The organism is Actinopolymorpha sp. NPDC004070 (assembly GCF_040610475.1).
Lineage (GTDB): Bacteria > Actinomycetota > Actinomycetes > Propionibacteriales > Actinopolymorphaceae > Actinopolymorpha.
The window spans coordinates 1-14,729 of record NZ_JBEXMJ010000012.1; the positions used below are offsets into that span (position 1 = coordinate 1).

The following is a 14,729-nucleotide window of genomic DNA, read 5'->3' on the forward strand; positions in this document are numbered from 1 at the left end:
ATGGTACTGCAGGAGGGATCCTGTGGGAGAGTAGGACGCCGCCGGACATACATTGGTTGAGGGCCACCCCACACGGGGTGGCCCTCAGTCATTTCTGGACCTTTTCACCCGCGGTCCGCGGTAACGCGGCCGGCGCCTGTCCGGCAGACGGTGAGGTCGACTAACTCGACGGCAAGGCCCGGTCGAATGGCCGGGGTGGCACTCGCAGTCGGGTTGCTCGGTGCGGCGATGGCCTCCTGCGCGGCGAGTGCAGCGAGCGCGGCCAGTACGGCGAGTACGACAACGGGTGCGAGTTCGGTGACCGGCGCATCGACGGGCGTGGGGCGCCGCGGCGGGCGGTTGTGAGCTCTGGCGCGGGTACGGATCGATCGACGGTCTCGGCTGTGTCGGCCGACGCGAGCGGACAGCCGTACGCGCCCAACTGGTTGCCGGACGAGCTGCTCGCCTGGAGCCCGACCACCGATCCAGACGCGCCGTACAACCGCAGCACCAGTCCCCTGGCCGGCCAGGTCACCGACCGGCTGACGACAGCGAACGCGCTGGCCGGGTCGAGGTGGTCCCGGTCGGGGCCGACGGCCGGCGCGGTGCCGCAGGTCCCGACCGCCCGTGACCGGCGACCGGGCAGGTACACGCCTCCGCGTGGCTGGGCGGTAGTTCCGTCCGAACGCTCGATCCGGTTGCCGGGAAGCCGGCTGTTGGGGAGCCCGGGTCAGGACCGGTGGGTCGAGCTTCGCGATCAGGCGTGGTCGGAGACGGGCCGGCGCTCGTCCGGGTCGCTCGGCTCGTCGCACGGCTGAGCCTCCGCCGGCCAGCGGTAGACGTCGCGGGCGATCTCGAGGCGCCGGGCGCGGTAGGCCGGGGAACTGTCCGGCAGCACGTGCTCGACCGGGTGGTCGCCACGCAGCTGGGCCGGGTCCAGCCGGTCGGTGACGCTCGGCCGGACGGCCAGCGGGCGCGTCGGTCCGGGGACCGGTAGCCGGCCCAGTGCGCGGCGTACGGCGGAGGTTCCGGCCGGGCCGAGCGCCCGCATCACCCCGGCCCGGGCCTCCAGGTCGAACGCGCGCAGGCGTTCGGCTCGGCCGGCCCGGTGGCCGGTGAAGCCGCCGAGGTCGTGTAGCCGCTCCGCGGTGGCCAGGTCGCCGGTCGGCGCGGGCAGCCGCGCGCACGCCAGAGCCAGCTCGGCCCGCCGGGACGGCTCCAGCAGGAGAGCACACGCGGCGGCCACCGCCGGCGCGGTGTCGTCGGCGGCCAGCACGGCGAGCCCGTCCCGGGCTACAGCCGCGGCTCGGGTCAGCTGGTCGTCGGTGGCGGTGGCGGCGTTCGGCACCAGAACGGTCGGCACCCCGGCCGGCAGCAACTCGTGCACCGCGTTGTAGCCGGCCGCGCTCACCGCCACGTCGAACGCCGCGAGATATCGGGCCAGCGGGTAGACGCCCACGAGCTCGTGCACCCGGCCCGCCTCCGCGGGCAGCAGCCCGGACCGCGCCAGCGGTGCGCGGGTCACCGCCACCTGCCAGTCCGGGCGGTCGAGGAAGGTCCGGATCGCGGCCCGCGCGGGCGTGACCGCGTCGTTGATCGAGCCGGCGCCGAGGGTGACCAGGGCAGTCGGCCGTTCCGGGTCGAGGCCGAGCGCGGCCGCCGCCTCCGGACGCGGCAGTGGCCGGCTGCGGGGCCACACGCTGATCGGCGGGACCCGTACGGCGTTCGGTCGCCGGGCCGTGGCGCCGCGGTCGGCCTCGGCGGCCAGGTCGCCGGGCTCGACGACCAGGTCGAAGAACGGTTCGGCGGCGAGCGCCCGCCGGTTGGCGCCGGGCCGCCACATGCCGCGGCGTACCCAGACGAACGCCACGTCCGGGTGCGCGGCCCGGGCGCGGAGCAGCCCGAGGTAGGGCGCCACCCCGTCGAAGACGAAGGTGTCGGCACCGGTCTCGGCCAGCAGGGCGCCGACGCGCGCGGCGAGGTACCCGTGCCAGGAAAGGTGTGGCATCCAGTGGCGGTGGTGGCTCGGGCAGTACTCCGCCCGCAGCCCGTGCCGGGTCACGACGTGCACGGCCTGGGACAGGGAGAAGACGAGCGGCTCGGCATCCACCGTGTCCCGGAGCGCGAGCGCGACGGCGGCCTGCCGGGCCAGGTGCCCCATACCGGTGCCGTTGCTGGTGGCCAGGACGATCCGGCGCGCCGGGGCCCGCCCACCGATCGCGGAGGTGTCGCTCATCCGGTCGCGTTGGCCGCACCCGTGGAGCGTCCGGCCAGCCAGGAGGAGACGATCGCGGCGATCCGCGGGCCGGCCTGCCCGTCCCACAGCGGCGGCACCGGCCACGACGACGGGCGCCCGCGGTCGGCGATCTGCGCGAGCTCGGCCGGCAGCGTGTCCGCGCGTACCAGCCGGTTGGTGCCGTGGGTGATGGTCGCCGGGCGCTCCGTGGACGGGCGCAGAGTGAGGCAGGGTACGCCGAGCACGGTGGTCTCCTCCTGCACGCCTCCGGAGTCGGTGAGGACCGCCTCGGCGCCGCGGACGAGCGACATGAACTCGACGTACCCCAGCGGGTCCACGACCCGGATGCCCGGGTGGTCGGCGAAGCCGAGATCGAGCAACCGGGCCCGGCCGCGTGGATGCAGCGGGACCAGGATGGGCATCAGGTCGGCGCACTTGTGCATCGCCTGCACCAGCGTGAGGGCCTGTGCCTCGCTGTCGACGTTGCCGGGCCGGTGCAGGGTGGCCACGGCGTACCGGCCGTCCAGTCCGTGCGCCTCCCGTGCCGGGCCGGGGTCGAACCGATCCAGGTGGGTGAGCACCGTGTCGATCATCGGGTTTCCGACCAGGTGGATCCGGTCGTCGGGAACGCCCTCGCGGGCCAGGTGGCCGATCGCTTCCGGGCTGGTGACGAACGCGAGATCGGACAGCGCGTCGGTGACCTTGCGGTTGATCTCCTCCGGCATGGTCGGGTCGAAGCTGCGCAGACCGGCTTCCACGTGCCCGAGCGGTACGCCGATCTTCGCGCAGACCAGGGCCGCCGCCATCGTGGAGTTGACGTCGCCGTAGACGAGCACGAGCTCGGGTGGTTCGCCGGTGAACAGTTTCTCCAGGGCGACCATCACCGCGGCCGTCTGGCTCGCGTGCGAGCCCGAGCCGACGCCCAGGTTGACGTCCGGGCGGGGCAGGTCGAGCTCTTCGAAGAAGATCTCCGACATCCGGTCGTCGTAGTGCTGCCCGGTGTGCACCAGCCGCTGCTCGACTCCCAGCCCGGCGAGTGCGGCCAGGACCGGTGCGGCCTTGGGAAAGTTCGGACGGGCGCCGGTGACGTGCACGACGGTCACGGTGTTCCTCCTTGGACGTGTTCTGGGTCCTGTCCCTGGATGTGCTTCGGGAGGTGTTCCGCGGCGACCTCGAGGCCGAGCCATTCGCGCACGGCGGCGGCGAAGGCCGCCGACACCCGGGCGGGGGCCAGCCGGGCGGCCGTCGCGGCGGCGCTCGCCCGGGCCTGGGGCGTGGTGAGCACCCGGCCGGCCTCGCCGAGCGCTTCCAGCAGGCCGTCGACGCTGCCGGCCGTCGAGTTGGCGGCCGTCGAATCGACGAGCGTGCCGCCGGTGTACGCGGGATCGCCGTGCGCCGTCCTCCCGTCGTACCGCAGTGTGTGGTTCGCCTCCAGGCGCAGCCCGGGAGCCGCGTCGTCACGGACCACCGCGGGCAGCCCGAAGGTGAGCGCGAGCGCGCGGGCACCGGAGTTCAGCGAGCGGCGGTACGGCAGCACCGCGATGTCGGCCGCCCGCAGGTAGACCTGCATCTCCTCCACCGGGATCTTCCGCAGCGACGCGTGCGCCGTGGGGTGGGCCCGCAGCCGGTCCCGGAACGCCAGCGTCTCCGGCTCCGCCCCGGCCGGTCCGGCGACGAGCAGGGCGTACCGCCCGGGTTCGCGTTCACACAACCGGTCGAACGCGTCCAGCAGTTCGGTGATCCCCTTGTACGGCTGGACCCGGCCGAGCAACAGGAAGACGGTGACGCCGTCCGGCAGCCCGAGCTCGGCCCGCGCCTGGGCGCGCGGCATCCACGACGGGTAGGCGTCCTGGTAGCACGGGTGCGGGACCGACAGTTCCTTGTGCGCGGGGATGTCGAACCACGGCGCGACGAGTTCGCGGGTGCGCGGGCTCATCACGTGCACGCGCTCGGCCAGGGAGACCACACCCTGCCGCAGCCCCGCGTCCAGGTCGGGGTAGCGGGTTTCGTGCGGAAGGATGTTGTGCACCGTCCACAGCAGTCGAGCGCCGGTGTCGCACAGCTGTGCCAGTTCGTCGAGGAACGCCTTCACCCGGCCCCGGGCGTCGGTCTCGTCGGGTGCCTTGGCGAGCACGAAGTTCAGCCAGTGCAGGTGCACAACGAAGTCCACCCCGGCGCCGGCGACCATGGAGGCGACCTGCCCGGTGGTGGCGAGGTCGTACGTCGGCAGCGGCGTCAACCCGCCCGGGCGCAGCCGGGAGTAGAGCATGTCCTGGAAGGGGTTTCCACGCGCGACCGGGAAATAACCAAACAGCGCGCCGTCGGGGCGGGTCCAGTCGTGTGCGGCCAGCGCGCGGGCCGCGTCGTCGGTGGCCAGGGCGGGTTCGTGGCCGAGACGCCGGGTGATCAGCACGCCGATCCCTCCTGTGCGGCCAGCAGGTCGGCGTACGCCTGGCCGAACGCACCGGCCACCGCGTCCCAGGAACGCTCGGCGGCGACCCACTCCGCAGCACTGTCAACCAGAAATTGACGGGTGGACAGGTCGTCCATCAGCTCCGCGGCCGCGGCCGCAAGCGCACCCGGGTCGCCCGCACGGAACGCCAGCCCGCGGTGGCCTCCCACCCCTCCGGGCGTGCAGCCCACGATCTCGGTCAGCGCGGGCAGGTCGGCGACCACGACCGGAATCCGCATCGCCATCGCCTCGAACGGCTTCATCGGCGAGACCATCCGGGCCGCGCGTTCGTCCACCCGGGGCACCACGAACAGGTCGATCTGGGCGTAGTGCCCGGCCACCTCGTCGAAGGGCACGTTGCCGGTGAAGACGACGTGCTCGCCCACCTCGAGCCGCTCGGCGAGGGCTTCGAGCGCGGGTCGCCGGCCGCCGTCGCCGACCAGCAGACCGGTCACCGCGCGTCCCCGCGCCCGCAGCCTGGCCACCGCCTCGATCAGCACCTCCTGCCCCTCACGTGGGTGGGACAGGTTGCTCACGTAGCCGAGGGTGAACGTGTCCGTCAGTCCCAGCCTGCGGCGCAGGCCGAGATCACGCGGACGGGGCGCGAACCGGTCCAGGTCGACGCCGTTGGGCACCACCCGCACCTTGCCGGCGGGGATGCCGTGGCGTTCGACGATCTCGTCCCGCATCGGCGAGGACAACGTGAGTACGAGGTCGGCCTCGCGCATCATCGCGGACTCGGTGGCGAACCGGCGGCGGGGATACTCCGCGGTCTCGGCGAGGCCGGCGTCGGAGGTCCAGGTCGTCTCGAAGAAGCTGCGTACCTCGTAAAGCCACGGGATGCCGGCCCAGCGGGCGACCGCGGCGGCGGCCAGCGCGGCCTCGTATCCGCGGTGCCCGGACGAGACGTGCAGCAGCGCGGGGCGTTCGCGGGCCACGACCCCGGCCAGGGCGGCGGCGGACAGGCTGGCGTACTCGTCGTATCCGAGGTCGCGCAGGCGGCGACCGGCGTTCGGCAGCAGATGGTGGTACGTGACTCCCTCGACGACGCTGCGTTCCGGCGCGTCGGTGACGTCCACCGTGCCGGGGAAGCCGGGCTCGGTCACCCCGACGACGTCCCAGCCTCCGCGGGCGAGTGCCCGCAGCGACTCGTGTGACCTGGTGCAGAACCCGTTGTGCAGATAGGGCCTGGACTCCTTGGCGACGTAGAGCACCCGGCCCTCGTGGGCCTGGTACCCCCGCGGAGCCGGTGCGGTGACCACCGGACGCCAGCGTGGGTCGGTCTCCCGCGCCCGGCCGACCGCCCTGCGGGCCTGCCGCCAGTGCGCGGGCAGCCGGGTGCGGTCGGCCAGGGCGACGGCGTACGACCCGGCCTCGGTGACCGCGCCCCGCTTCGTCGCCACCCGGAGCCCCAGGTCGAGTGCGGCCTTGTCGCCGGGGTCGCGCCGCAACACGGCTTCGACGCGCGCCGCCGCCTCGGCGTACTCCCCGGCGCCGAGGCTCGCCCGGGCCGCGCTCAGGCCGGTCCGGGCCACGAGTGCGGTCTGCCGGCCGAGTACGGCCCGCTGGAGTTCACGCAAGCGCCGGCGGGCCTGCGGAGAGAGGCGCTGCCGGGCGAGCGCACGCCCGCGTCGGGCCAGGTCGTCCGCGAAACTCAACCTCCGCCCTCCCAGTCTCGTACGCGGTGCCGCGTCGTCGGTGTGCTCGAAAGTGTGCACAGTGCCGGGCCGGTTGCGCTCGGTGAGCGCGGACCCGGCTTGCTCACTTTGCCAAATATCGGAAGGCGCGGGCGGCGAACAGCGAGATCGGCCGGATCCGGAGCCGAATGTCACCGTCCGTGAGGGGGTTCGTCCTTCTCCGGGGCTTTCGGGCGGGGCGTGAACAGGCCCGGCTTTGCCGGACTGTTCGACGTCGGTGCTCGGCATTGGTGGTGAGTGTCCCTATGCTCCGGTCGTGGCTGACGACAGACCTCTCGGCGTCCAGCAGACGCGGCGGGTACCCGGGGAAGGCCCGGAAGGCTCCCCGGCTCCGGCCGCAGTGGGCAGCGTAGTTGTGCTGTGTGACCCGAACTGGCCCGCTGAACCGGGTGTGTGCTGTTGGCGCGCGAACGTTCATGCCGCCTTCACCGAACTCGGCCTCGACGTTCACCAGGTCGCCTGGTCGCCGCCGCCACCCGACGTCGTGGAGCCGACCACGGCGCCCACCGCGCGGGTGCCCGGCACGGCCGGGGTGGCGGTGCGGTTCGTCGGCCGGGCCGCGCGCGCCGGTGCGTACGCCGTCGCCCGGCGGACCCACACCGCGGCCCGGCGGGTGGGCCACGAGTTCGGCGTGCACGTGGCCCGGCGACGCATGGGTACGCCCACGTCGGTGGAGCCGGTGCCGGCCCGCACCTCCGGCGCCCCCGACCCCCAGCTCGCCGCCCTGGCCGGGGCCCGGCTGGTGCTCGCCGAGTCCGCCGCGGCGGCGCTGGCCGCGGTCGACTCCGGCGTACCCGGCGGCGTCGTGTGGCTGTTCGCCGTACCGCCCGAACGCGCCGCGCCGGGTGAGCCGGTGACCTGGGCCGGGCAGCTCCGGGAAGCCGCTCCGCTGGTCGGCGGAGTGGTCACGGACAGCCTGGACGCCGCGGGAGTAATGGAGCGGGTGGCCGGCCCGGTGCGCACGGTCGTCTTCCCGCCGCTGGCCGCCGACCGGCCCTGCCCGACCTGCGGTGGCCGTCGCGGCGGGCGTTCGGACGGTCGTACGGGCGCGGCGGCGGACCTCTACCCCGAGGACGTCCCCGGCCACCTCGCGTTGTGGCGGCGGCTGCTGGACGAGACCGCGGACGGCGCCGCTCCCGAGCCCACGGCGTACTCCTATCCCGTCGCCCGGCTGCGCGGCGACGCGGGCCCCTGGACCCCACCCGAGCAGGACCGCTGGGGCGGCGAACCGTGGCCGCGGACCGGAGAGCCGCACGCGGAGTGGACCGCGGCCGCGCAGGACACCGGCGCCCGGCAGCTCCTCGCCCTGCTGCCGCCGCTCGCGGACGCCGAGCCGTCCAACGGGCCGTCCACCGGGCCGTCCACCGGGCCATCCATCGGGACGAACGGCGGAAAAGTGCGGGTCCGGGTGTTCGGGCACGACATGAAGTTCATGCGCGGCCTGGCCACCAAGCTGGACCAGCGGCCGGACCTGGAGGTGGCCGTCGACGAGTGGCGTACGCCCGGTGCTCGCAACGACGGCATCACCGAGAACCTCGCCCGCTCCGGCCAGCTGCTGGTCGCCGAGTGGGCCCGGCCGAACGCGGTCTGGCTGTCCCGGACCAAGCGCCCGGATCAGCGGCTGGTCGTACGCCTGCACCGGTTCGAGATCGAGAGCGCCTACCCTCCCAAGATCCAGCTGGACGCCGTGGACGCGGTGGTCCACATCGCGCCGCACATGCGCCGGCGCATCCGGACCGAGCTCGGCTGGCCGGACGAGAAGCTGGTCTACATCCCCAACTACGTCGACCTCGCCGCGCTGGACCGGCCGAAGTACGCGGAGGCGCGGTTCACCCTCGGCATGGTCGGGATCACGCCCGGTCTGAAGCGGTTCGACCTGGCCCTGGACCTGCTGGCCGCGCTGCGCCGGGAGGACCCGCGCTTCCACCTGCTGGTGCGCAGCCGGATGGGCTGGGCGCACAAGCCGTCGTGGGAGCGGCCCGAGGAGCGCCGCGACACCCAGCGCAGTCTGGAGCGGGTGGAGAAGGACCCGCTGCTGCGCGGCGCGGTGGTGTTCGACGCGTTCGGGCAGGACATGCCCGCGTGGTACCGCAAGGTGGGCCACATCCTGTCGCTGTCGGATGTGGAGGGCTCGCACGCCGCGCTGGCCGAGGGCATGGGATCGGGCGCGGTGCCGGTGATCCGGGCCTGGGATGGTGCCGCCGAGGCGTACGGCGAGGACGCCCTGTGCGGCTCCCTGGCCGAGGCGGTGACCTGGGTGACCGAGACCGCCGACCAGGCGACCTGGGAGGAGCGGTCCGACTGGGCCAAGGCCGAGGTCGCCCGGCGCTTCGACCCCGACCAGGTCGTCGCCGCGTGGGCGGACCTGGCGCACGACCGGCTGGACCGGGCGCGGGCGCGGTTCGCGGCGTACGCCGAGGCCGGCGCCTGACGGTCCTTCGTTCGTACGACCGAGCGGCGTACGACCGAGCGGCGTACGACCGAGCGGCGTACGACCGAGCGGCGTACGACCGAACGGCGGTCAGCCGTCGGCCGCCCAGGCGGCGTCCGGGTCGGGCACCGGGATCGAGCTGACCAGCAGCCGGGAGTACTCGTGCCGCGGGTTGTCGATCACCTCCCGGGTGTCCCCGCGTTCGACGATCGACCCCCGGTAGAGGATGCAGATCTCGTCACCGACCTGGTAGGCCGTGGACAGGTCGTGGGTGATGTAGAGGAACGAGATGCCGCGCTCGTCCCGCAGTCGCAGCATGATGTCCAGGATCAGCGCCCGCAGGGACGCGTCCACCATCGACACCGGCTCGTCGGCGACGATCAGGCGGGGCTGGATGAGGTACGCCCGGGCCATCATCAGCCGCTGCCGCTGACCGCCGGACAGCTGGTGCGGGTGCTTGTCGAGCACCTCCGCGCCGCGCATCCCGACCACCCGCAGCGCGTCCTCGACGAGGTCGCGGGCCTGTGCCTTCGACGTCGCCAGCCGGAAGTGCCGCACGGCCAGGTCGAAGACGTGGCGTACGCGGTAGAAGGGGTTGTAGACCCCGAACGGGTCCTGGAAGATCGCCTGCACCTCGCGGCGGTAGGCGAGGAAGCCCTCCTTGTCGAGGGTCGACACGTCCCGCCCCCGGTGCAGCACCTGGCCGGACGTCAGCGTGGTGAAGCCCAGGATGGCGTCGGACAGGGTCGTCTTGCCGCTGCCGCTCTCCCCGGCGATGGTGGTGATGCCGGCCGGTGTCTCGTGCAGTGTCAACGACACATTGTCGAGGGCGGTGGTCCGCTCCTCGCCCTTGCCGTACACCTTCACCGCCGACCGGACCTCCAGCAGCGGCGGCACCGATGCCTGCTCGGCCGCGTGGTCGGCCGTCTGCTCTGCCCTCTGGTCAGCCGTCTGGTCAGCCATCGACCGTCACCTCCAGGTCGGACGTGGCCACCAGGTGACCGGGGGCGACCTCGACCATCGCCGGCGTCGGCCGTCTGGTGCGCAGGTCGGGCGCGCGGACGTCGCGGACCACCAGTGGCCGGCGTTCCCGGATGGACGGGATGGAGGCGATCAGGTGCCGGGTGTACGCGTGCCGCGGGTCGCGCAGGATGTCGCGTACGGAGCCGATCTCGACGATGTTCCCCGCGTACATCACCGCGATCCGGTCCACGAGCTGGGCCTGCAGCGCCATGTCGTGGCCGATCAGGATCATCGAGCTGTTCAGCCGCTTCTTCACGTCCAGCAGGGTCTGCGCGACCGCCTTCTGCACCACGACGTCGAGCGCGCTGGTGGGTTCGTCGGCGATGATCACCGCCGGGTCCAACGCGATCGCCATCGCGATGCAGACCCGCTGCTTCATCCCGCCGGACAGCTCGTGCGGGTAGAGGTCGACGACGCGTTCGGGCAGGTTGACCAGCGACAGCAGCCGGAGGAGACGTTCGCGCAGCACCTTGCGCGGCTGGCGGCCCTCGTGCGTCTCGATCGCGTCGCCAAGCTGGCGGCGTACCCGGAGCACGGGGTTCAGGGAGTTCATCGAGCCCTGCGGGATGAGGGCGATGTCGCGCCAGCGGCGGCTCCGCAGCTCCGCCTCGGACATCGCCAGCAGGTCGGTGGCGCCCAGTCGGACCGAGCCGCCCACCACCCGGCCGGGCGGCGTGGTCAGCCGCAGGATCGCCATCGCCACCGTCGACTTGCCCGACCCGGACTCGCCGACCAGCCCGAGCGTCTCCCCGCGGCCGAGGGTGAACGACACACCGTTCGCGGCCACCACGTCGCCGCCGGTCGTGCGGTAGTGCACCCGCAGGTCCGTCACCGACAGCACGGGCTCCCCGGCGCCGGGCAGGATGCTCGGGCCGGCGCTCGGCTCGGCGGCGCTCATGCCTTCGCTCCCCGCAGCCGCGGGTTGGCCACCTCGTCCAGGCCGATCGCCAGCAGGAACAGCCCGATGAAGATCACCATCAGCACCAGGGTCGGGAAGCCCCACCACCACCACATGCCGCGCAGGATCGCCGACCCGCTGATCGCGTTGGACACGGTCATGCCGAGCGTCGGGATCCGCTGCGGCCCCAGGCCGAGCGCCTCCAGGCCGACCGCCGCCAGGATGCCGCCGGAGGTCGCGCCGATGAAGCTGGCGGCGAGGTAGGGCAGCAGGTTCGGCATCATCTCCCCGAACATGATGTGCCGCGTGGGCAGCGCGGTGAGCCGGGCCATCCGGACGTATCCCTGCTCGCGCATCGACAGCACCTGCGCCCGGATCAGCCGGGTCGGCCCGGCCCAGGCGAACAACGCGACGATCAGCGCCATCGTGGTGACGTCCATCTGGCGTACGTACGCCGAGATCACCACCAGGATCGCCAGCGTCGGAATGGTGAGCGCGGTGTCGGACAGCGTACGGATCACCGTGTCCACGGCCCCGCCGCGATAGCCGGCGGCGAACCCCAGCACCGTCCCGACCAGCATGCTCGTCACGCCCACGACCAGGCCGACCTGCAGCGTCGTCGGGCCGCCCACCACCAGCAGGGCGAGCATGTCCCGGCCGCTGTTCTCGGTGCCCAGCGGATGCGCGAGCGAGCCGCCCCGCAGCCAGAACGGCGGCAGGTTGAGCGGTGAGCTGGCCGCCCGGGCGAGCGTGGTGTCCCACAGCAGCCGGCCCGCCAGCGTGAGCACCAGCACGCCCACGACCATGCCGGCGCCGGCCAGCAACTTGCGGTTGCGCCACGGCGACGTCGGCCGGCCGCCGGAGTCGGCGGGCTCGTCCGCCCGTTCCTGGATCTGGGTGACGGCGGTCGGGTCCATGGCCGGCCGTCACCTCCTCTCGTAGGAGATGCGCGGGTCGAGCAGCGGATAGACCAGGTCGATGATCAGGACAGCGGTGACCGTGGTGAGGATCAGGATGAACACGATGCCCTGCATCACGGTGTAGTCGGTGGTGGAGATCGCCTGGTAGAGCAGCGCGCCCATGCCGGGATAGCCGAAGAGGTACTCCACCAGCACGGTGCCGCCGACGATCCCGCCGATGCCGAGCACGAGCGCGGTGACCTGGGGCAGGATCGCGTTGCGGATCTCGTACCTGAAGAGGATGTCCAGCGGCCGCAGCCCCTTCGCGCGGGCCAGCGTCAGGTAGTCCTCCCCGGCGACGGTGACCATCATCCCGCGCATGCCGAGCGCCCAGAACCCCATGCTGGCCAGCACGATCGACAACGCCGGCAGGGTGCCGTGCTGCACCACGCTGTTCACGAACGCCAGGCTGATCCCGGGCGTCAGGTCGCCGCGGTAACCGCCGGAGATCGGGAACAGCCGCAGGGTGAAGACGAACACGTAGATCAGGACGATCCCCAGGATGTAGAACGGGATCGCGGTGAACGTCAGCGACACCGGCAGGAACACCCGCAACAGCCTGGGCGTGCGCCGCCACGCCATCAGCGCACCGATCACGCTGCCGGCGAGGAACGACAGTGCGGTCGCGATGACCAGCAGCCCGACCGTCCAGGGCAGCGCCCGGCCGATCATCGTGCCCACCTCCGCCGGGAACTGCGCCAGCGAGTAGCCGAAGTCGAACGTCGCCATGCTCTTGAGGTAGTGGAGGTACTGCACCGGCAGCGGGTCGTCCAGGCCGAACCTCGCCCGCCAGGCCGCGACCAGCTTGCCGCTGCCCTCGACGTAGCCCGCCTGCGAGGTGATCCGGGTGATCATCGCCTGCACCGGGTCGCCCGGCGCGAGCCGAGGAATGAAGAACATCAGCGTCGCGCTCGCCCAGATGGTGAACAGGAACATCCCTACCCGGCGGACGACGTACCCCACGCTCAGTCCGCGCACGACCGGCTCCTCATGCCTTCACCGGGCGCAGGTGGTGGATGATCTGGTGCGCGTTCGCCCAGTCCAGCGTGGGCTGGAGGTAGTCGTTCTTCTTGGTCGCCCAGCCGGTCCAGTACGTCGTGTCGAACGCGTAGAGCTTGCGGGCGTGCGCGATCGGCAGGAACGGCAGGTCACGCAGCCACGCCCGGGCGGCGGCGAGGAACGGCTCGTCCAGCGCCGGGTCGTCCAGCGGGAGGTTCGCCATCGTGTCGACGTTCTTCGTGTAGTCGGCGTTCTTCCAGCGGACCGCGTTGGAGGACGCGGCCTTGCCGACCGGGACGACCGCCTTCGCCGAGAACAGCTGCATCGAGAACCACGGCTCGGTGACCGAGCCGCAGGCGCTCCAGTCGCTCGCGGCCTCGAACTTCCCGTTGCCGAGGTTGTCGCCCCACGTGCCGATGGCGAGCTTGCGGACGGTCGCGTTGATCCCGGCCCGCTGCAGCTGCTCGCCGACCACCTCGGCGTACCGCCAGATCTCGATGAAATCGGTCGGCGCGTCGATCTGCAGCCGGAGGTCCTTGCCGCCCTTCTGGTAGTAGCCGTCGCCCTTACGGGTGTAGCCCTTCGCGGCGAGGATGCGCTTGGTCTGGTCCAGGTCGTGCTTGCCGATGGGGAACTCCTCGAACAGCCCGGCGTCCTCGATCTTCTGGACCCACCGCTGCATCGGCGGGTAGTTGGGGAAGAAGAACCTTGCCGGTGTGGTCGTGCCCTCGTAGGCGATCTTGACGATCTCGTCCCGGTCGAGGGCGTGGTTGAGCGCCCAGCGCATCTGCGGGTCGTTCCAGGGCTCGACGGCGTTGTTGACCGACAGCAGCCGGGTGCACGGGTCCGGCCAGGCGTACGGCTTGTCCGGCAGCCAGGAGATCACCTTCGGGTTGCGGGCCTTCAGGCTCTCGAACGCGCCCGCGGTGAGGTCGGCCACCGAGTCCAGCTGGTGGTCGGCGGCCCGGGCGACCCGGATGTCCTCGGTCTCGTTCACCACCCACTGCAGGCGCTCCGGCTTGGGCAGCGGCAGGAAGCCGGCCTTCGCGCCCCACCAGTCGGCGCGGCGTTCGTAGGTGAACCTCGTCGGGCTCGCCGAGGTGAGGCGGTACGGGCCGGTGAACACCGGCGAGGACTTCTTGTCGTAGTTCTTGAACGTCGTGGGGTCTTTCCCACGCCACACGTGCTCGGGCACGATCACCAGGCCGCTGTGGATCTTCACCGAGAAGTAGTCCAGCTGGAACCTCGGGTTCGGCTTGTTCAACGTGAAACGCACCGTCAGCGGGTCGACCTTCTCGACCGTCTTCACCCACTCCTGGATCGCGGCCGCGTTGTTCAGTTCCGCGCTGCCCTTGCGCAGGAGGTCGATGGTGAACACCACGTCGTCGGCGTCGTAGGCCTCACCGTCGGACCACTTGATGCCGTCCCGGAGCTTCAGCGTCCACACGGTGCTGGTGTCGTTCGGCTCGAACGACAGGCCGAGCCACGGCTCGGTCTTGCCCGTCTCGTAGTCGAGGATGAACAACGGCTCGGCCATCGCCTGGTGGAAGCCGGCGTTGTTGGTGAAGCCGGGTACGAACGGGTTCCACAGGTCCGGGCTCTGCACCCGGCCGCCGTGGTAGTCGAACACCACCGTGCGGGCCCGGGCGCTGTTGCCGCCTCCGCCGCCCGCGCCACCGCCGCCGCCGCCACCGGCTCCGCCTCCGCCGCCGGCCCCCTCGCCCTCGCAGGCGGCCAGCAGGGCGGGCAGGCCGCCGACCGCCGCCCCGGCGAGGGCGGCGCGGCGCAGGAACGTTCGCCGGGAAGACGGGCCGGCGTGGTCGGGGCCCACCTGGTCGGGTCGGACGTGGTCGGGGCCCTTGTGGTCCGGTCCTGTCGTGGGGTGCTGGGTCATCGCGGCGCCGGCCTTCCTCGTCGGGTGTCGGCCGGTGAGCCAGCCGTCACCGCCGGTTCTTCGCCGGAAAGACTGGGGGCGCGAAGATCACCGGTCAAGGGAGGGCAGCCACCCTGGCCACCCCGAGCCCGGTTTCGGCCCACGGAGACCGCCCCGGCTCA

At 72.5% G+C, this 14,729-nt stretch carries 10 protein-coding genes; 1 reads left to right on the top strand and 9 read right to left on the bottom strand.

Annotated features, from left to right (window positions below; genetic code table 11):
* Positions 1-736: 736 nt before the first annotated feature.
* The 4 genes from ABZV93_RS21390 to ABZV93_RS21405 are packed head-to-tail and all read right to left on the bottom strand — an operon-like array spanning position 737 to position 6,325.
* Positions 737-2,215: a glycosyltransferase gene (locus tag ABZV93_RS21390; protein WP_354938871.1), complete on the bottom strand. Its 1,479-nt coding sequence runs from the start codon at positions 2,213-2,215 to the stop codon at positions 737-739.
* Complete coding sequence (gene wecB, locus ABZV93_RS21395) at positions 2,212-3,318, bottom strand: UDP-N-acetylglucosamine 2-epimerase (non-hydrolyzing) (protein WP_354938873.1); 1,107 nt, start codon at positions 3,316-3,318, stop codon at positions 2,212-2,214. The genes ABZV93_RS21390 and wecB overlap by 4 nt, the downstream gene beginning before the upstream one ends.
* On the bottom strand, positions 3,315-4,628 hold the full coding sequence (locus tag ABZV93_RS21400) for a glycosyltransferase (RefSeq protein WP_354938875.1): 1,314 nt from the start codon (positions 4,626-4,628) through the stop codon (positions 3,315-3,317). The genes wecB and ABZV93_RS21400 overlap by 4 nt, the downstream gene beginning before the upstream one ends.
* Positions 4,622-6,325 carry a glycosyltransferase family 4 protein gene (locus ABZV93_RS21405; RefSeq protein WP_354938877.1) on the bottom strand — a complete coding sequence of 568 codons (1,704 nt, stop codon included), beginning with the start codon at positions 6,323-6,325 and terminating at the stop codon, positions 4,622-4,624. The genes ABZV93_RS21400 and ABZV93_RS21405 overlap by 7 nt, the downstream gene beginning before the upstream one ends.
* 430 nt (positions 6,326-6,755) lie before the next feature.
* Here ABZV93_RS21405 and ABZV93_RS21410 point away from each other — a divergent pair, with 430 nt between their 5' ends.
* On the top strand, positions 6,756-8,795 hold the full coding sequence (locus tag ABZV93_RS21410; RefSeq protein WP_354938879.1) for a hypothetical protein: 2,040 nt from the start codon (positions 6,756-6,758) through the stop codon (positions 8,793-8,795).
* A gap of 90 nt (positions 8,796-8,885) precedes the next feature.
* Here ABZV93_RS21410 and ABZV93_RS21415 read toward each other — a convergent pair whose 3' ends face one another.
* From ABZV93_RS21415 to ABZV93_RS21435, 5 genes are read right to left on the bottom strand one after another with little or no spacing between them, the layout of a single operon-like run.
* The gene (locus ABZV93_RS21415; RefSeq protein ID WP_354938881.1) at positions 8,886-9,758 is read right to left on the bottom strand and encodes an ABC transporter ATP-binding protein; all 873 of its coding nucleotides are present in this window, start codon (positions 9,756-9,758) and stop codon (positions 8,886-8,888) included.
* On the bottom strand, positions 9,751-10,716 hold the full coding sequence (locus tag ABZV93_RS21420) for an ABC transporter ATP-binding protein (RefSeq protein WP_354938883.1): 966 nt from the start codon (positions 10,714-10,716) through the stop codon (positions 9,751-9,753). Before ABZV93_RS21420 ends, ABZV93_RS21415 begins: the two co-directional genes overlap by 8 nt.
* Entirely contained in the window at positions 10,713-11,633 is a 921-nt protein-coding gene (locus ABZV93_RS21425; protein ID WP_354938885.1) for an ABC transporter permease, read from the bottom strand. The genes ABZV93_RS21420 and ABZV93_RS21425 overlap by 4 nt, the downstream gene beginning before the upstream one ends.
* 9 nt (positions 11,634-11,642) lie before the next feature.
* Complete coding sequence (locus ABZV93_RS21430; protein ID WP_354938887.1) at positions 11,643-12,653, bottom strand: ABC transporter permease; 1,011 nt, start codon at positions 12,651-12,653, stop codon at positions 11,643-11,645.
* A 10-nt stretch (positions 12,654-12,663) separates the two neighbouring features.
* Entirely contained in the window at positions 12,664-14,568 is a 1,905-nt protein-coding gene (locus tag ABZV93_RS21435) for an ABC transporter substrate-binding protein (protein ID WP_354938889.1), read from the bottom strand.
* Positions 14,569-14,729 lie beyond the last annotated feature (161 nt).